Origin of the sequence: Hymenobacter glacialis (genome assembly GCF_001816165.1) — a bacterium.
Lineage (GTDB): Bacteria > Bacteroidota > Bacteroidia > Cytophagales > Hymenobacteraceae > Hymenobacter > Hymenobacter glacialis.
This window is the reverse complement of the sequence record NZ_MDZC01000069.1, coordinates 1-18,404: the sequence shown is the minus strand read 5'-3', so window position 1 is coordinate 18,404 and position 18,404 is coordinate 1. Positions and strand designations below refer to the sequence as shown.

General features: G+C 60.1%; 12 protein-coding genes. 6 read left to right on the top strand and 6 right to left on the bottom strand.

All coding sequences use genetic code 11. The features are described from left to right. Positions 1-20 precede the first annotated feature (20 nt). The 3 genes from BEN48_RS11280 to BEN48_RS11270 all read left to right on the top strand — a co-directional run bounded on the left by BEN48_RS11280 (position 21) and on the right by BEN48_RS11270 (position 3,607). Positions 21-2,072 carry an alpha amylase C-terminal domain-containing protein gene (locus BEN48_RS11280; RefSeq protein WP_070734948.1) on the top strand — a complete coding sequence of 684 codons (2,052 nt, stop codon included), beginning with the start codon at positions 21-23 and terminating at the stop codon, positions 2,070-2,072. Between the two features lie 75 nt (positions 2,073-2,147). Further along, positions 2,148-2,615 (top strand): hypothetical protein, encoded by a 468-nt coding sequence (locus BEN48_RS11275; RefSeq protein ID WP_070734946.1) that lies wholly within the window; start codon positions 2,148-2,150, stop codon positions 2,613-2,615. An 89-nt stretch (positions 2,616-2,704) separates the two neighbouring features. After that, complete coding sequence (locus BEN48_RS11270; protein ID WP_083320991.1) at positions 2,705-3,607, top strand: alpha/beta hydrolase; 903 nt, start codon at positions 2,705-2,707, stop codon at positions 3,605-3,607. A gap of 358 nt (positions 3,608-3,965) precedes the next feature. Here BEN48_RS11270 and BEN48_RS19800 read toward each other — a convergent pair whose 3' ends face one another. The 3 genes from BEN48_RS19800 to BEN48_RS11260 form a co-directional block, all read right to left on the bottom strand. Next, the gene (locus BEN48_RS19800) at positions 3,966-4,361 is read right to left on the bottom strand and encodes a hypothetical protein (RefSeq protein ID WP_241502253.1); all 396 of its coding nucleotides are present in this window, start codon (positions 4,359-4,361) and stop codon (positions 3,966-3,968) included. Further along, the gene (locus BEN48_RS11265; RefSeq protein WP_241502252.1) at positions 4,298-6,655 is read right to left on the bottom strand and encodes a M14 family metallopeptidase; all 2,358 of its coding nucleotides are present in this window, start codon (positions 6,653-6,655) and stop codon (positions 4,298-4,300) included. Before BEN48_RS11265 ends, BEN48_RS19800 begins: the two co-directional genes overlap by 64 nt. Before the next feature lie 491 nt (positions 6,656-7,146). Further along, positions 7,147-7,509: a hypothetical protein gene (locus BEN48_RS11260; protein ID WP_125932596.1), complete on the bottom strand. Its 363-nt coding sequence runs from the start codon at positions 7,507-7,509 to the stop codon at positions 7,147-7,149. Positions 7,510-7,985: 476 nt separating this feature from the next. Here BEN48_RS11260 and BEN48_RS11255 point away from each other — a divergent pair, with 476 nt between their 5' ends. After that, on the top strand, positions 7,986-8,477 hold the full coding sequence (locus BEN48_RS11255; RefSeq protein ID WP_241502251.1) for a CIA30 family protein: 492 nt from the start codon (positions 7,986-7,988) through the stop codon (positions 8,475-8,477). Positions 8,478-8,670: 193 nt separating this feature from the next. Beyond that, a complete protein-coding gene (locus tag BEN48_RS11250) occupies positions 8,671-10,368 on the top strand; it encodes an SBBP repeat-containing protein (RefSeq protein ID WP_070734934.1) in 1,698 nt (565 codons plus the stop codon). A gap of 948 nt (positions 10,369-11,316) precedes the next feature. On the opposite strand, the gene BEN48_RS11245 is transcribed toward BEN48_RS11250, so the two are convergent. The 3 genes from BEN48_RS11245 to BEN48_RS18405 form a co-directional block, all read right to left on the bottom strand. Further along, positions 11,317-13,209 carry a glycoside hydrolase family 13 protein gene (locus BEN48_RS11245; protein WP_070734933.1) on the bottom strand — a complete coding sequence of 631 codons (1,893 nt, stop codon included), beginning with the start codon at positions 13,207-13,209 and terminating at the stop codon, positions 11,317-11,319. Positions 13,210-13,320: 111 nt separating this feature from the next. Beyond that, positions 13,321-13,794, bottom strand: coding sequence for a YdeI/OmpD-associated family protein (locus BEN48_RS11240; protein ID WP_070734930.1), 474 nt, complete (start codon positions 13,792-13,794; stop codon positions 13,321-13,323). Positions 13,795-13,873: 79 nt separating this feature from the next. Next, on the bottom strand, positions 13,874-15,112 hold the full coding sequence (locus BEN48_RS18405; RefSeq protein WP_158010160.1) for a glycosyltransferase family 4 protein: 1,239 nt from the start codon (positions 15,110-15,112) through the stop codon (positions 13,874-13,876). A 232-nt stretch (positions 15,113-15,344) separates the two neighbouring features. Here BEN48_RS18405 and BEN48_RS11230 point away from each other — a divergent pair, with 232 nt between their 5' ends. Continuing rightward, a complete protein-coding gene (locus tag BEN48_RS11230; protein ID WP_206599851.1) occupies positions 15,345-17,819 on the top strand; it encodes a glycoside hydrolase family 31 protein in 2,475 nt (824 codons plus the stop codon). The last annotated feature ends 585 nt before the right edge of the window (positions 17,820-18,404 follow it).

The window sequence follows — 18,404 nt, the reverse complement described above, 5'->3', positions numbered from 1 at the left end:
TTGGCGTAAACCTTTTCACCATGGCAAAGACTACACCCACTGCCCCGGCCACTCCCCGGGCCCCGCGCCAGGCGCCGCTGGCCCTCGTCAAAAACGACGCCTGGCTGGCTCCTTACGAACCCGTGCTGCGGCAGCGGCAGGCACGCCTGCAGGCCCGGCTGGCCGAAATTAAGCAACATCACGGCTCCCTGCTGAACTACGCCACGGCCCACCAGCAGCTGGGCCTGCACCACTCCGCCGCCCGCGGCGGCTACGTGTACCGTGAGTGGGCGCCCGGGGCCGAAGGATTGGCCCTGATTGGCGATTTCAACGGCTGGGACCGGCAGGCCAACCCGCTGCAGAAGCTGGAATTTGGCGTGTGGGAGGTGTTTTTGCCCGATGCCGAATACGGCCAGCGCCTCACCCACGGCAGCCGCTACAAAGTGCACGTAGTAGCCAACGGCCAGGGCAAAGACCGGCTGCCCGCCACCCTGCGCCGCGCTGTGCAGGACGAGGAAACCAAGGACTTTGCCGGCCAAATCTGGCAACCCGAAATGCCCTTCGCCTGGACCGACCAGAAGTTCCGCACCGCCACGGCCGTGCCGGAGCCGCTCATCTACGAGGCGCACGTGGGCATGGCCACCGAGGAGGGCCGCGTGGGCACCTACCGCGAATTTGCCGACAACATCCTGCCCCGCATCGCGGCCGGCGGCTACAACACCATCCAGCTGATGGCCGTGCAGGAGCACCCGTACTACGGCTCCTTCGGCTACCACGTGGCCAACCTGTTTGCCGCCAGCTCTCGCTTCGGCACCCCCGAGGACCTGAAGTACCTCATCAACGAAGCCCACCGGCGCGGCATTGCGGTGTTGCTCGACATTGTGCACTCCCACGCCGTGAAAAACGAGGCCGAGGGTCTGGCCGATTTCGACGGCTCCGGCAACCTCTACTTCCACAAGGGCGAGCGCGGCAACCACCCCGGCTGGGACAGCAAGCTGTTCGACTACGGCCGGCCCGAGGTGCAGCAGTTCCTGCTCAGCAACGTGCGCTTCTGGCTGGAGGAGTACCACTTCGACGGCTTCCGCTTTGATGGCGTGACCAGCATGCTCTACCATCACCACGGTGAGGGCGTGGCCTTTGTGGGCTACGATAATTACTTCGGCCCCAGCGCCGATGAGGACGCCATTTTGTACCTGCAGCTGGCTACCACGCTGGCCCACGAGTTTAAGAAAGGCAGCCTGCTGGTGGCCGAGGACATGAGCGGCCTGCCCGGCCTGTGCCGCCCCATCAAGGAAGGCGGCGTGGGCTTCGACTACCGCTTGGCGATGGGCATTCCGGACTTCTGGATAAAGCTGCTCAAGCACACGCCCGATGAACACTGGCCCCTCGGCGACCTCTGGCACACGCTCACCAACCGCCGCGCGGGCGAAAAAACCATTGCCTACGCCGAAAGCCACGACCAGGCCCTGGTGGGCGATAAAACCCTGGCCCATTGGCTATTCGATGCCGCCATTTATGCCCACATGCACACCGTGGACGGCGACCCCGGTGCGGCACGGGCCCTGGCGCTGCACAAACTCATCCGCCTGCTCACGCTGGCCACCGGCGGCGAGGGCTACCTCACCTTCATCGGCAACGAGTTCGGCCACCCCGAGTGGGTCGATTTCCCCCGCGCCGGCAACGACTGGAGCTACCAGTTTGCCCGCCGCCAGTGGAGCCTGGGCGACAACCCAGACCTGAAGTTCTCCCAAATGGGCGCATTTGATAAGGCCCTGATTCACCTAGCCAAGGAGCGCCACTTGCTGGCCGCTGGCCCGGCGGTTTTGCTGAAGCACGACGAGGAAAACCAAGTGCTGGCATTCGAGCGCGCCGGCCTGGTGTTCATCATCAACTTCCACGTCGAGCAAAGCCTAGCCGACTACCGCTTCTGGGTAACGGAGGAGGGCAAGTACCACGTGGTTCTCTCCTCGGACAACAGCCGTTTCTGTGGCTTCAACCGGCCCGATGAAAGCTACACGTACGAGACCTATGAGCACCAGCTGCGCCTGTACGTGCCGAGCCGGGTGGCGCTGGTGCTGGAATTGGTTGGTTAGCAGCAGGTGACAGCCACCGGTTTCCTAAACGCAGAGAGAAGCGTTATTACCTGCCCTCCCAAACGTCTTTATTTCATGCATCCCGATACTACTGCCGCCAATCTTTTGCTTCAACGGGCGTTGGCTCGCTCGGCTGTCGAAAGCTTTGGCCTATCCCACCAGATTCACTTTCTGGAATTTCGCGACGACGGGCCCGAGGACCATCTGCTGTCCATCGACACGGACATGAACTCAAATGTCGGCTTCGACGAGGCCCTCGGGCTTACAGCTGACGAAAGACTGCTGCTGGTCTTCAACCGGGTGAACCTGCGAAACGTGACCCGGGTAGCCTGCGACGACGAAGCCAATCTGTTTCTCGAATTCGATAACGGGGTGCAGCTCCGATTTGTCGGCACCTCGTTGGATGGATACGAACCCTGGCAACTGGGCAGTCGGACGCCTTTAGACGAGCCCGGCGGGTATTTGCTCGTAGCACAGAGCGGCGGGGGGTACGCCATTTGGGACTGGTCAGCAACGCCTCCAAACCAAGCCGAAAACGTCTGATTTAATTCGCTCCTTTCGGTGAAAAATAGCAGCGGCCCGGTGCCTGCACTGCTTTATCAACTAGCTTTTACCTCAACGCTTTCGTGCTTATGAACTCTCCGCTGCTTTGGTTCCGCCTCGCCGCTTCGGTGACACTAGCGTCCTGTTCTGTGAAGCTGGCAGCGGTGGCCGACAAAACACCCGAGCAGGTGCAAGCCGCCTACACGGTAACAAAGGACGTGCCCTACGGCACCGACAGAGAACAAACCCTGGACGTGTACCGCTCCGCCGAAGCGCCGAAGCGGGGTGCTAAAAACTACACCGTGGTGTTCCTACACGGCGGCGGGTACTACCTCAGCGACAAGGCCAAGGAAGAACGGTACATCCAGCCCTACCTGAAGAAAGGCGTTACCGTGGTCAACCTCAACTACCGGCTCAAACGCGGTATTCCCATGGCCACGGAAGACCTGACGCAGGCCCTCAACTTCCTCGCGGCGCACCGCGACGCCTACCCTCTGAACCTGGAGCGGGTGGTGCTGACGGGCTTCTCGGCCGGTGCCCACATTGGCAGCCTAGTGGCGGTGACGGCCAACGACCCCACCTACCCGTACCCGCTGGCGCCGGGCATCCGCATTGCCGCGGTGGTCAACTTTTCCGGGCCAGTGGGCGGCCTCGACGTTGTGGAAAACGTGTTTATGAACCACCCGATGCCCGTGATGAAAGAAATAGGGCTGGCGCTTTTCCCCGAAACCACCGGCTACGCGCCCAAAGAAGTGACCCGGAAGTACGAACCCCTCACGTATTGGGACCCACAGGACCCACCCTTCTTCATCTGGCAAGGCGGCAAAGACGACCAGGTGCCGCCCGTCACCTTCACCGAGTTTGTGGCCCGGCTCCAGCAAAACCATCAAAAAAACACCGTCCTGTTTGTGCCCGAAGGCAACCACAGCCCCTCCGCCCGCGAGCTAGAGGAAGCCTACAAGCAAATATTTCCGTTTCTGGATAAAAAATAGGGCAGGAGCGGCCACCGTCACCTATGGTTCGGCTACGAGTTGTACCGGCTTCGCGAGAACCCGATTCGCCGAAAGTAGCAAGGCGTTGCATTGACATTATAAGTTGCCTTTCATCAATTCAGCGAACAATACGCAAGGGATGGATGAGTACTGCCCAAATTGAAATTCGATGTACTCAATCAGCTTCAATAAAAATACCGCCAGCAAATCATTCCAGTTGGAACAGCCTGCTGGCGGTAGCGGGGTAGACGCGGCTATTTACGGTTACTGGTAAACGGAATAACGCAGCCGTATCAGAAAGCAACCGGTCCCGAATCTGGTTAGAGGATGCCGTGCTGGTGACATTTCCTGCACGCTCTTACTCCTCCGCGGCTTGGCTGGGAGTGGCCCGCATCAGCTGCCCAAAGAAGATGCTGTTGAGAAACAACTTGTTGGTACCGTACCAGAACGCCCGGAAGTTGGGGTTGTCAACCAGAGAGACAATGCGTCCCGCTCCCACATCGGCAATGTCGACGGCGGCGGTGCCGCGCAGCTTGAGCTCGTTGGGTTTTGAAATGAAGCCGCTGGCCAAGGGGCGGGCCGTGTACATCAGCGGATTGGCGTAGGGGCTGGCCGAGCGTTCCATGAACACGGTGTGGTCGCGGAAGAGGAACACGTCGGGGCTGTCGTAGCCATAGCCCAATGGGTGCGTCAGGTCGAGCCGCGCGTGGAAGATGGCGCCCGTAATTTCCTGGGCACTGGCCGTGTTGCGCATGCCCACGTAGGGCCGTTGCGGCAGTAGGCCGGTGCGCGGGCCGGCCGGCGGCAGCGAGCTGGCGCGGCGCGTGCGGGCGGTGGCAGCAGGCGCCGGGCGCGCTGCTGGGGCAATCGCTGCGACTGTTTCCGGGGGCGCCGACGCGGGGCCGCTGGCCTTGAATTTTGCGGTTGACAGGCCGTTGTCGGCCAGCCATTTGGCGCCTTTGCCCAGGGCCAGCAGGGTGTTGCCGCGCTGCACCCAGGCGCGCAGCTTTTCGCGGCCGCGGCCGAAATGCCGTTGTACGTGCCATCCGAAGCCACGATGACGGTGTAGCGGTCCAGGTTCACGCGGTCGAGGGTTTCGGGCGCCACCAAACTGGGCGTCATGCCAAAGCGTTGGTCGAGCAGGTGCCAGGCCTCGCCCACGTCGGTGGCGCTCACGCCGGGCCCGGCCAGCAGCATGATTTCCGGCTTCTTCAGGGTGACGAAATTTACGCTGCCCAGCTTCAGCCCCTGAGCCGAAAGACCCGTGCTGATGCCCACCACTTCGATGCCATTGGCGGCGGCTACTTGCTGCATCAGGGCAAAAATTGTGTCGGCGGGTAGGGTTTGCACGCCCACCGGCACCAGAATGGTCCCGTAGTCCATCTTCCGCTCGCCGATGGAGAATGGCTCGGTGGCCACTTTCACCACCAGCTTGCGGGCCAGCAGCGCGTTCAGCGCCCGCGGCGCGTAGTAGCTGTGCCAGCTGAAGGCATAGGCGTAGGCGGTTTTATCGCCCGATACGTTGCCCACCGGAAAGCGTACGCTGTCGAGGCGCTGGCCGAGCAGGCCACCGGCGGGCGCTTTGCTCACGCTGGCCATGTCCAGGCCAAAGGCGCGGGGCAGGGTCCAGGCCGAAATGTCGTAGAAAATGCTGTCCTGGAACGTGCTGCGTTCCTCAAACATGGCCTGAATGAGCCGGAACTGGGGCTGGTCGGTGGGCACCACGTAGGCATCGTCGGGGTTGAAGGTGTGCCCGTCGAGCTTGAGGGTACTTTTGGGCCGGTACACCGCAATCTGGTGCTGCCGGATAATACGGGCCAATTCGTAGGAGCGGGCGGGGTCCTGGGCTGTCCCAAACACGTAGGCGCGCACGTTCTGACCGGCGGCTTCTTTGGCGGCTTTTTGGTAAAAATCCCGCTGGTAGTTCAGCATGTCCACCCGCAGGGCCTGCATTGCTTCGATGGAGGAAAGCGTGGTGACCATCTGGTTGCGGATGGTGAAGGGAAAGCGCAGCACGCCGTTGGCGCTTTCCTGGGCGTGCCCGCGCGAGCTGGCCTGCTCAAAAAGAATGCCCACGGCGCCGTTCACATCGGGGTAAGTCGAGCCCTTGCCGTAGTAGAAGTCATCGTAGTTCTCCTCCGTGAAATACAGCGAGCCAATTTTGTCCAGGGCCTTGGCGTGGAACACCCCGATTTTCTGCGTCAGCTCGAAGTTGCGGGCCGGCGTGAGCGGGTGCTTGCGCGAAGGCACGCCGGGCTGGAAAAAGAACGTGGAGTTGGTGCCCATTTCGTGGTGGTCCGTCAGCAGGTTGGGCTTCCAGTCGTGGAACTGTTTGAGCCGGCCCCGCGACTCGGGGTGCTGCAGCGGCAGCCAGTCGCGGTTGAGGTCGAACCAGTAGTGGTTGAAGCGGCCCCCAGGCCAGGCTTCGTTCTGCTCGATGTTGGCGGGGTCGGCCACCAGGTTGGTGCTGCGGCGCGAATTCACCCAGCCCGAATGGCGCGAGAGGCCGTCGGGGTTGATGCTCGGGTCGACCAGCACCACGGTATTGCGCAGCACTTCCTCAATGGCCGGGCCCTGCGCCGCTGCCAGGTAGTACACTGCCAGCAGCGAGGCATTGGTGCCGCTGGGCTCGTTGCCGTGCACGCTGTAGCCCATCCAGAACACGGCCGGCATCTTGCTCACGTCGAGCTGGCCCGACACGGCCGGGTCGGTCAGCTTGTGGTGGTCGGCCTTTATTTGGGCAATGTTGCGCTGGTTGTCGGGCGAGGTGATGGTGAGCAGCAGCAGCGGCCGGTGCTCGTGGGTACGGGCGTATTCGGTGATGGTCACCCGGTCAGAGGCCGCGTCCACGGCCCGCATGTAGGCCACCAGCTGGTCGTGGCTCACGTGCCATTCGCCCACTTCGTAGCCCAGTACCGAGGCCGGCGTTGGGATGGCAGGGTCGTAGCTCACCGTCTGGGGCAGGTAGTAGGGGAGGTTGGATTTGGTTTGGGCTTGCGTTGCCAGGGTTACCAGCATAGCCAGCAGCAGAGAATAGTATTTCCGCATGTGGTATTGAGTTTTGAGGTGGGGCCCGTTAGTGCTGCGTTTTGGCGGGCAGCACTAGGGCCCTGCAACTTACTACGTACCTGCACGATTATGGCCTGCCCCAGCAAATTGCTGGCTTCAACAACTGGTTTTCACAGCCGGGCCGCTTGTCCCGTAATTTGGCGTAAAAGGCCCCGGCTGGCCAGTCTGGTCCCGTGCCTCTGCGTGTTGCCGCCAAGGTGTGAAATATGCGTACGTTAGCGGTAGGGGTGGTCCACCATAGCTTTTGTGTCGCTCAATTTTCTGTATCTGCTGAGCTGAGTGGCGCTGGAGTAATGTGCCACCGCTGGCCCCACGCTGGCCGCCGTCTAAGCGCCGCGACTACTGCGCGCCATCTGTAAAAGCAAGTTTATAACTCGCCCGCAGCAAGAAACACACTGCTAACTTTCGGGCGCTACGCACGGCCGCAGTGGTCAGGCCAACACCTGGGTGAATGACCCACTGGCGAAAACTTAGCGTGCCGATACGGTGGCCAGGACCAAGTAGTAGTCCTTATAACCGACGGGCAGTGCCCGGCCGGTTTCCCTGGCTTTGTAGGTGCCGCTGAACACGACCCGCTGGCCACTAATGCGCAGGCTTTCGGGCAGGTCGTTTTCGCAGACGTACCCCGAATCGGCGGAGTCCATGCTGGTGGGGGAACTGATGAAGTACTCCCCCGTCTGGTTGTCCAGCCACACGATGCCGTCCGCATCTACAACTTGTTTTACTACGGGGGCTTGCCGCACTTTCATGGCTTTCGGCCAGCAATTTGCGGGCCCGTCATCTTTGTCACAACCGGCCGCCAGCAGCACCAAGGCGGGGAGAAAACGAAGCAAAGGAAAATACTTCATGGAATAGGACCGGAAAAACGACTAGTGAGAACAGGCAAGAGCTTGACCGGCAAGACAGCCGGTAGGTTGCGCGAAGGTTTCCACTCTCCAAACGACATTCTTTCAGTGAATACTAACAGAGGCCCAATACCAGCCGGCCCGCAAGCTACTGCCGGGCCAGGCGGGTTGCCGAATGCCGTTTAAGAGGTTGAGAAGATGAGTTTTGTGAGCTTCGTCGGACCACGCTGGCCGTAGCCTAAGCCCACCAGCGGCCACCAGCAGCCACCGTGCCGAGAAGAAAAATATGCGTCTATTCAAGCCATCAGGCATGCCGTTCGTAAAACCGCTGTAACGCTACTGTGAAATGAAGCGGCTGGAAACTATCTGCAGTCGAAGAGCTTATTTACAAAGCATAGAAAATTGTATTTAAGCTACACATAACGAGTACAGTAATGAACGCCTCATTTTTAACAGTACTACTCATGGGCAGCCTGCTTCTTTTTGATTTTAGCGCTACTTCCGACTGGTCCGGGTGGGAAGTAGAGAACGACGTGGTAATGGGTGGAAAATCATCCAGCAAACTCACGCGAAACGAAGCGGGCAATGCCGTGTTCACCGGCGATGTTTCCTTGAAAAACAACGGCGGGTTCGCTTCCATACAATATCAATTCGCCCCCAGAGCCATTAGCGGCTACGATAAGGCGTGCATCCGCCTGAAAGGAGACGGCAAGGAGTACCAGTTCAGACTAAAAGCTAATCTGAAGGACAGAGCCTCTTATATACACACCTTCAAAACCAATGGGGAATGGCAAACCATTGAGATTCCACTCAGCATAATGGAGGCCAGCTTTCGCGGCAACAAGCTACCTCAGCCCAACTTCAATGCCGAAAAAATTGAAGAAGTCCGGTTTTTGGTAGGCAATGGAAAGGCCGAGAATTTCAGGCTGGAAATAGACAGAATAGAATTGCAGTAGAGCACAACTCGGCTCTAAACAGCGCTTTCATAGTACCGCCGCTGCGCTTAGAATCGCCCGCAGGGGGGCTACCACCAAGGCGAGTTGCAAACTCGCTTTACCTTGGGCATACAATTGTCGCGGCGCTTAGACCGTTGCCAGTACAGCTAAAATGTGTTAGTTGCTCCCTAACTCTCTTACAACGTTGCTTATAATGCGTACTCTGTTTCGTGCCCTGCTCACCTTATTGGCTGTAGGAGGTCTCAACACCACGGTAGTAGCCCAAAACGCGCCCGACTGGCTTGGTGTTCAGATAGTGGGCAACGGCTACCCAAGCATGGGCTATTCCGCCGTTGATTCCTTCGGCAACACCTATGTAGCAGGTACTTTTTCAGATTCTATTAGAGTGGGCGGCAAGGTACGCCGCAGCATGGGCCGCTTGGATGGATACTTGGCTAAATACTCTCCCGATGGTGCGGTGGCTTGGTATCAGCAGCTTGGCTCGGCAGGTGAGGAGTCCATCACTGGAATCGCCCTCGATGAGGCGGGCAATGTCTACATCACCGGCGTTTTCGAATTTTCCATTCAGCTAGGTAGCCAGTTAGCACTCCTTGGCGGTAATAGTACCGACCAAGATAAGATGTTCGTGATTCGTTATTCGCCGGGCGGCAAGCCGGAATGGGCGCGACAGAGCAGGGCCGATGTGAAGGGCATCAGCACGGCATATGGGGGCAGCGTTGCGACGGATGCTTCCGGCCAATTGTATGTAGCGGGTATTTTTGACAATGCCATGACCATCGGGGCCGTCAGCACGGCGAGTCCAGCCAACACAACGGGCGCTTTCTTGGCTCGGTTCTCTGCCGCCACTGGTGCCCTGCGCTCGCTGACAACGGCCTTTACCTACGCAGTTCCTCCGCCCAGCTCCATCAATTATTTCAGGCCCCTGCTGGCCGTTACCGCCTTGGGGGAGGCCTATGTACTAAACTCCTTTACTGTGCCAGTGCTCGTGGGCAATACCACGCTCACCAGCCGGGGTAGTATCGATGGATTAGTGGCGAAATACGATGCCCAAGGCCGGTTTGAGTGGGTGCAGCAACTGGGTGGCGCTGGCGTCGATGAGATTAGAAGCTGCGCTGTTGATGCGGGCGGCAACCTGTACGCAACCCTTGCCTTCAACGCCGCGAGCGTGTTGGGCGCAACCACGCTGATTCCTGCCGGAGAATACGACGGGGGCCTGGCGAAGTACTCCCCCCGAGGCGAATTGCTATGGGCACACTCTGGCGGTGGTCCGGGCTACGACCGCTACAACGGCATTTGCTTAGACCCAGCTGGCAACCCCTTTGTCGTTGGTTATTTTCAGCACACCGCGCAGATTGGCGGCTTGCCCCTTATTAGTGCCGGCGGCCTCGATGTGCTGGTCGTGGCTTATACTCCCGGCGGCCAGGTTCGCTGGGCACAGCAAGCAGGGGGCCCTGGCTCCGATGTCGGCGATGTGCTTGGTTTGGACGCCCAAGGCGATTTATACGTGACCGGCAGTTTCTTTCGGGACGCTGACTTCGGAGCCATTCAACTGGCCACCAGTTATTATAATCACTTCGACAACTGTCAGTTTGTGGGACGGCTGGGAAATGCAGCCCAAACTCCCCCAATGCCCCAGGTACCTCAAATCCCCCAACCACCCCGGCCCACCTCGGGCCTGTACCCCAACCCTGCCACGGAACAGGTCAATCTGCCCGGCATTGATGTCGGGAGCCGCGTGCGGTTCTTCGACGCGGTGGGCCGGCTGGTACGTGAAGGCTCGACGAGTTCCAATCACCAAGTATCAGTGCAGGGCTTGGCGCCCGGCCTGTACACGCTACAGACCACAGCAGCCACTGGCCTCCGGTACACGGGTAAGCTCATCGTACAATGAGAACGAACGGCTTATAAGCCACATTGTAGGACGCCTTACACCCGCCGCTGGACGCAGTCTAAGCGCAGCGACGACTGCGCGCCACCCGTAAAAGCGAGTTTGCAACTCGCCCTACAGAGCTTACCTCACTCTCATCACAGGCGAGTTGCAAACTCGCTTTACCTTGGGCCTACAGTCGTCGCTGCGCTTAGACTGTGGCTAGCTACAAAACGATTGTAAAGTGGTTCGACCGTTTTCGTGAGCTACTTACCTTTTTATGAATTTGTACAAGCCGTTTCCATCTTGCCCCATGCGGGTGCCGTTGTAAAACACGCTGTTGTACCGCACCACGTCAAAGCATTTGCCTTGGTCGATGCGGTAGTGATGCTAATGGTGTCGGTGTCCGTCTTATTCAGCTTGACCAATACTTGCGCATCGGATTGGCCATCAAAGCCCGTGGGATGGATGCGCACCACGGGGCCATCGGTTGCAGCGGCGCCGTGGAGCACTTCGGACCCAAAGGGTTGCCCCCGGTAGGTGAGGCGGAGGGAGTCTGGATGGTACGGCGCGGGCAACCGCCCGATTAGATTTTGCCCCGTCGCGGAAGTCAGGGAAAACAGCAGGGCGCTACTGGGCGGGGAGTCGTTGTCGCACCGGTTGCACCCGGTGGTCAACGTACCCGCTATCAGCGTAGCCACCAAGCAGAATGAGGTTCTCATAGTGGGCATTTACGGGCAGTTCGCGGCTTCCAAAGAGTCGCAATGTAATGTTTGTGATGGGCTCCTTTCGGTGAACAATAGCAGTGGCACTATACCAGATGGCCCGCAATCTACTGCCGTGCCGGGCGAGTTTACGAAACCCGTCTAGGAATCAAAGTCTACGAAATGCGCCAAGAAGATGAGTTTCGTAATCACTTCCGGACCATTTCAGTGGCCTGTTTCACCTGTAAACCGCAGGCAAAACAGGCCTCTACTTAAGCAGCTCCAGTACCACGGCGGTTTTGGCGGGTAGCTGCAGCGTGGCCAGGCTGCTCAGGGTTTCGCCGGTGAGCACGTTGCGAGCCTTCGTGAAGCCGGCCATGCGCTCGGAGAATCGGGCGGTGGGCAGGCTGGCGGGCTTATCGGTGGTGTTGGAGGCCACCAGCACGGTACCGGTGGCATCGTAGCGGAAGTACACGTAAAGGCCGTTTTCGGGCAGGTATTGCATGAGTTTGCCCGAGTGCAGCGCCTTATGGTCGCGGCGGTAGGTGGCCAGCTTCTTCACAAAGTCGAAGGCTTCGTTTTCGCGGGCGGTGCGGCCGGCGGCGGTGAACTTGTCCTCTTTGTCGCCGGGCCAGCCGCCGGGGAAGTCCTTGCGCACCTCGGCATCGGTGGGGTCCTTGAAGTTTTTCATCAGGATTTCGGTGCCGTAGTAAATGCTGGGGATGCCGCGGGTGGTGAGCAGCCAGGTCAGGCCCATTTTGTAGCGGTCCAGGTCGTCGCCCATTTCGGACAGGAAGCGGTTGTGGTCGTGGTTGTCGAGGAAGTTGACCAGTTTGGTGGGGTCCTGGTACACGGCGTCCTGGGCCAGGGCCTGGTAGGGGCGCTGGGCGCCGCCGTCCCAGTTAGTGGCGGCAGGCGTGCCCACTTCCTTCAGGCCGGCCAGCAGGGCGCCTTCCAGCACGAAGTCCAGCCCGCCCGGCTGGTTCGATTTGAAGGGGAAGTTGATGTGGTTCTTCACGTAGTACGCCTGGTCCACCACGTTGGTCACCGACGACTCCCCGAAAATGTGGATGCGCGGGTACTCCGTGAGCAGCGCCGCGTTGCAGCGGTTCATAAACGGCTGGTCGTTATACATGTACGTGTCGATGCGCCAGGCATCCACCCCAAAGTTCTCCACCGACCAGATGGCGTGCTGAATCAGGAAGTTGGCCACGTAGGGGTTCTGCTGGTTCAGGTCGGGCAGGAAGGGCACAAACCAGCCGTCGAGCGTCACTTTCCGGTCAATCTGCGCGGCGTGCGGGTCGGTGATGGGCTGCTGGCGGTAGCTGGTGTTGGTGTAGGTGGGCCACTGGTGCAGCCAGCTTTTCATGGGCAAATCCTGGATAAACCAGTGCGTGTTGCCCACGTGGTTGTACACGGCGTCCTGCACCACCTTCAGGCCGGCGGCGTGGGCCTGCTGCACAAAGGCCTTATAGGCCGCGTTGCCGCCCAGGCGCCGGTCCACGTTGTAGTGGTCGGTGAAGCCGTAGCCGTGGTAGGAGGAGCGCATGGTCCCGCCTTCGTTGGTGAGCGGCTGGTTGTTTTCGATAACCGGCGTAAACCACACGGCCGTGATGCCCAGGTCTTTGAGGTAGCCCAGGCGCTGGGTAGCACCAGCTAGGTCGCCGCCGTGGCGCAGAAACGGGTTGGTGCGGTCGGAGCTGGGGTCGCGCAGGTCGGCGAACTTGTCGTTGGCCGGGTCGCCGTTGGCGAAGCGGTCGGGCATGGCCAGGTAAATCAAGTCGGCCTGCGTCACGCCCTGGCCTTTGGGGGCGTTGTCGCGCGCCTTCAGCTCCCAGGCCTGGGTGAGGGTCTGGCTGCCTTTTTTGCCCACAATCTGCACCTTGCCGGGCTTGGTAGTGGCGGCAATGGTCAGGTCCAGAAAGGCGTAGTTGGGGTTCTCAACGGTGTTGGTTTTCACCAGCTTCACGCCGGGGTAATTGATGGTGTAGGCCAGGGTGCCGGCGCCGGGCCCGTACACCAGCACCTGCACAGTGGGCCGTTTCATGCCCACCCACCAGCTGGTGGGGTTGAGGCGTTGAATGGCCGGAGCCAGCGTTTGCGCCCCTGCCTGAAGCAGTGACAACAGCACGAGCAGCAACGTGAGGCAGCTGTTTTTCATGGGAAGAGAAAAGAGTATAGAAATTAAGAGTTTACCTCAACAGGTATAAGAAACGGTCATGCTCATCTGGCGTCCGCGTGGTTGAAGCATGACGGCCTGGTTGAATAGGCGCTAGGGGCGCTTACGACCCTGGGAGAGCAGCTCCACGGTTTCGGTGAGGCGTTGGGCGCGGGTCTCGGCTTTTTTAGCGCCTTCCAACCAGCGCACGTAGTCGCGCTGGTGGGTGTAGGCCAGCTTGGCGAAATAGGCCGCGGCTTTGGGGTTGGCGGCCAGCTGCTGGGCCAGGTCGGTGGGGGCTTCCATTTTGCGCTCGGCCACGTCGCGGGAGAGCGTGACGCGCACCGAATCGCCCACCGTTTTATCAATGGCCCGGCGAATCTGCTTGAGCACCAGCAGGCCGTGGTAGCCGTCGCCGAGCGGGATGGCGCTGCCCTGGTAGGGGTAGCCGTCGAAGGTGGCCTGCACCGGTATGCGGCCGCGGGTGCCATAGGCTTCCTGCACCGAGAAGGGCAGCACCACAAACACGCCGCCTTCTCCTACTTCGCCGGCTTCTAAAATGGCTTCAAATTCGTGTTCGGGCTGCATGGGACAAATCGGTTTCAGGCGTTGGAAATGGTTTCTGGGCACAAAGTAAACCACCCGGCCGCCAGCCAGCCGCCGGGGCTCACACCCGCGCCATTGCGCCCAGTACCTGTTGCACCGCCGCTTCGTCGTGGGGGGCCACCACGCGCACCTCGCCGATGTTGCTGCCATAGTACCCGGCCAGGCGCTGGCGCACGCCCTCATCGGGCACCAGAATGAGGTGGGCGCGGCGCAGGGCCATGCGCTCCACTTCTAGGAGCCAGCCGCGCTCGGCGGGACTCACAAAGTCGGCCGCAAGGCCCGTGGCATACAGCACCAGCGGCTTGCCGGTGCTGTTGCGCAGCTCCAGCGCCGCCAGCCACGCGGGCCAGTTGGGAGCGTAGATAATGCCAAAATCGGTGTGGTGGCGCACGAGCTGCGCCGCCCGCCGCGCGTACTGAATCATGCGAAAATTCAGGTTATCAAAGCCGGGCTGCAGGGGGCTTGTATAGTCTGGTTCGGCGGATGAGGACAGTGCCGGTGCTTCGGCAAAGGCCGCGGGCTCATTCGCGGTCAGCTCCAGTTCGGCCATGAATTCATCCAGTGCCGAGATAGTGTCGTCCGCCGCCAGCACGGCGGCCGTTTCGGCGGGGCCCGGCTCCGCAATGGCTTCGCTGAACAATGCTGGCTGCGCCACAGCAGCGGCGTCGGGTTCAGGGGCAGCAGCTGGGAGTTCGGCTGCTTCAGAAGATGCTGGAGTGGGCGTGGCGGTGAGCTGCCCGGCCGCAGCGTGCCTGGTTGCCGGAGAGGCGGAAATCGAGGCGGGTGCCGGCTCGGCTTGGGCAGCCGATGCTACGTCGACGCTAGCGCCCAAATAGGGCGCTGCCGGGGCCTGGGGCCGGGTGGGAGTACCACCGCCCGGGCCGGTGGGCCACTGGCTGCGGGCCAGCACCGCCGCCTGGATGGCCGGCAATGCCTTCTCGGCCTGAAAATCTGCGGTGAGCTGCGCAACGCTGGCCGCGGGCAGCTCGCTCAGCCCGATGATGCGGGAGGAGGATTGCGCCGCGCTGGTGGTAGCCGGCAGCAGGTGTACGCCGGGCACGGGAGTTGCCACGGTCAGGGCGTTGGGGGCGGCGTCGGAAACCTGTGCTGCTGCTGCTTGGATACTGGGAGGGAGTTCGGCGGCGGCGGCGGGCAGGTGGGGATATACTGCCAGCACGGGTTGCTGCGTGGCCAGCCGGTACACCAGCGGCAGGGTGGGGGGCAGAGCCGCGTGGCCTAGCACGGCCACGCTGGGGTCGGCGTCGTCCCAGGCCAGTAATAAGACAGAAAAATCGGACAAGGTCATGGGGAAGAGGAAGGGGGGCGAAACAGGGCCAGCGCCGTTGCCGGGAGCGGCGCAGCCGCCAATATGCAGTCAATGCTACGCAAGCCGGACCATATAAGCTTGAAATATTCGCCGGTGCCCAGCCCGCGAAAAGTAACTTGCGTACTTATTCCTCGTTGCGCCGGCCCTGCCGGTCTTTTTTTGCCCGGTATAGTCGCCGGTTTTGCTTTTTGCTAAGAATAAGTTTATGGATACCACGATTCAGGAAAATAACTACATGGTGAACGACCTGGCGGCCCAAAGCCACCAGGAACATTATCCCGGCGAAGTTATCCGGGCCGAAGAGCTCGACAACAACCGCTTCCTTTTTAATTGCCAGAACGGGGTGCGCCTGCTGCTGCACGTGCTCTCCGACAAAATCCTGCGCTTCCGCTACCTCACCGACACCCCGCTGAACCCCGACTTTTCCTACGCCGTGTCCGCCGACGCCCCCACGCGCCTGATGCCGCCGGAGTTTGTGGAGTTCCGCGAAAAGCCCGACCATTACCGCCTCACCACGGCCCGCCTCATCTGCATTGTGCAGAAGGAAACGCTGAAAACCCGCGTGCTCGACCGCTCCGGCACCATCCTGAGCGACGACGAAAAGGGCTTCCACTGGGAGTATGACTATGACACCGGCAACGACATCGTGAAGATGAGCAAGCAGGTGCCCGCCGGCGTGCACTACTACGGCCTCGGCGACAAGCCCGACAACATGAACCTGCGCGGCAAGCGCTTCACCAACTGGGGCTCCGATACCTACGGCTACACCAAGGGCTCGGACCCGCTCTACAAGAACATCCCGTTCTACCACGTGCTGCACCAGAAAATCGGGCACGGCATTTTCTTCGACAACACCTTCAAGTCCAGCTTCGACTTTGCCGCCGAGCGCGCCGACGTGACCAGCTTCTGGGCCCAGGGCGGCGAGCTGAACTACTACTTCATCTACGGCCCCAGCCTGATGGAGGTAACCGAGGAGTACACCCTGCTCACCTGCCCGCCCGAGCTGCCGCCGCTCTGGACGCTGGGCTACCACCAGTGCAAGTGGAGCTACTTCCCGGAGGCCAACGTGAAGGAAATCACAAGCGGCCTGCGCGACCGCAAGATTCCCTGCGACGCCATCTACCTCGACATCGACTACATGGAGGGCTACCGCTGCTTTACCTGGAGCCAGGAGCGGTTTCCGGAGCCCAAGCGCATGGTGCAGGAGCTGGCCGACGACGGCTTCAAGCTGGTCGTTATCATCGACCCCGGCATTAAGATTGACCCCGAGTATCCGGTGTACCAGGAGGGCATTGCCAATGACTACTTCTGCCGCCGCGCCGACGGCCCGCTGATGAAGGGCTCGGTATGGCCCGGCCTCTGCAACTTCCCCGATTTCACGGCGCCGCGGGTGCGCGAGTGGTGGTCGGGCCTGTTTAAGGAGCTGATTCAGGATATCGGCGTGAAGGGCGTGTGGAACGACATGAACGAGCCGGCGGTGTTCGAAAAAGGCACCTTCCCGCCCGATGTGCGCTTCGACTACGACGGCCTCTCGGCCTCGCACCAGAAGGCCCACAACATCTACGGCATGCAGATGGCCCGCGCCACCAACGACGGCGTGAAGCAGTTCTGCTACCCCAACCGGCCCTTCACCATCACGCGCAGCACCTACAGCGGCGGCCAGCGCTACTCCTCCGGCTGGACCGGCGACAACATCGCTTCCTGGGAGCACCTCTGGCTGGCCAACATCCAGTGCCAGCGCCTGAGCATTTCGGGCTTCAGCTTCATCGGCTCCGACATTGGCGGTTTCGTGGACACGCCCACCGGCGAGCTCTACGCCCGCTGGATTGCGCTGGGCGCCTTCCACCCGTTTTTCCGCACCCACTCCTCCGGCGACCACGGCGACCAGGAGCCCTGGAGCTTCGGCGACACCGTGACCGACCTGGCTCGGCACTTCATCGAGCTGCGCTACCGCCTGCTGCCCTACATGTACACCACGTTCTGGCAGTACGCCACGGCCGGCACGCCCATGCTGCGCCCGCTCACCTTCCTCGACCAGAACGACACCGAAACCTACCTGCGCATGGCCGAATTCGGCCTTGGTGACAACCTACTCATCTGTCCCATCACCCAGCCCGGCGCCGAAGGCCGCTGGATGTACCTGCCCCGCGGCGACTGGTTCTACTACTGGACCGACGCCCCCACGGCCGGCGGCGCCGAAGTCTGGGCCGCCGCCGACCTCACCCGCATTCCGCTCTTCGTGCGCGCCGGCGCCGTGCTGCCCATGCAGCCCGTGGTGCAATACGTGGGCGAAAAGGCCATCGAGCAGCTCACCCTGCACGTCTACTTCAAAAACGGTACTCTGGAAAGTGTGCTCTACGACGACGGCGGCGAAGGCTACGGCTACACCGAAGGCCAGAAAACCCTGCGCCGCTTCACCGTCACCGGCTCTGAAAACGACCTGGTTATTACCCAGGCCATCGAAGGCGACTTCCAGCCCAGCTACGCCACCTACCGCGTTGTGCTGCACGGCGTGGCCGGCCCCATCCAAGTAACCACCGACGGCCAGGCCGCCGAAGTAACCGAAGCCACTTTGGAAACGGGCTTGAAGCTGCCCAGTCTGGTGGTGGGCGTGGCGTTTGGTGAGGTGCGGGTGAATGTGGGGCTGGTGGCGGAGAAGGAGGTTGCTCCTGCTGCTTAGAATTATTGGAGAAGCGAAAAAAAACGGCGTTCGATATAACGCCGTTTTTCAAAATAAAAATCAAATACCATCAAACATGATTGGTAAAATCATATTTCAAATCATGAATTGGGTAAGTGCAAGTCATTTTGCTTTGGCAGTGGTACTTTTTTTATCACTAATTGGATAGGCAAGCATTCATTTTCATTTGGGTATAGGCAAATTGACTTATTTGTTAAAGATGACGATGCCCCTGCTTTTAATTATATAATCAGGGTATTTACCCCAATCATTTTTTTGATTATTTCATCGACTATATTTTACTATTTTGGTCTTGATGAATTTGTTAAAAATTATTTTATGGTATCAGTTTATTATATAACTTTTAGAACATTTGTAAATGCAGTACAAGGAAGGTTTGCACTGATAAATTGGCCAAAACAAATGCTGTATTATGGGTCAATAATAGCTTTGTCATGGATTGTTTATGAAAAAATCATTTCAGTTACTGATGTTACGCGGTGAATTGGGCTAGTTGCTGGTGCATGGCTTTGAGCCCAGTCAAATAGAGTTGAGCTTTTAAGCGAAAATGCCCCAGGCCGAATT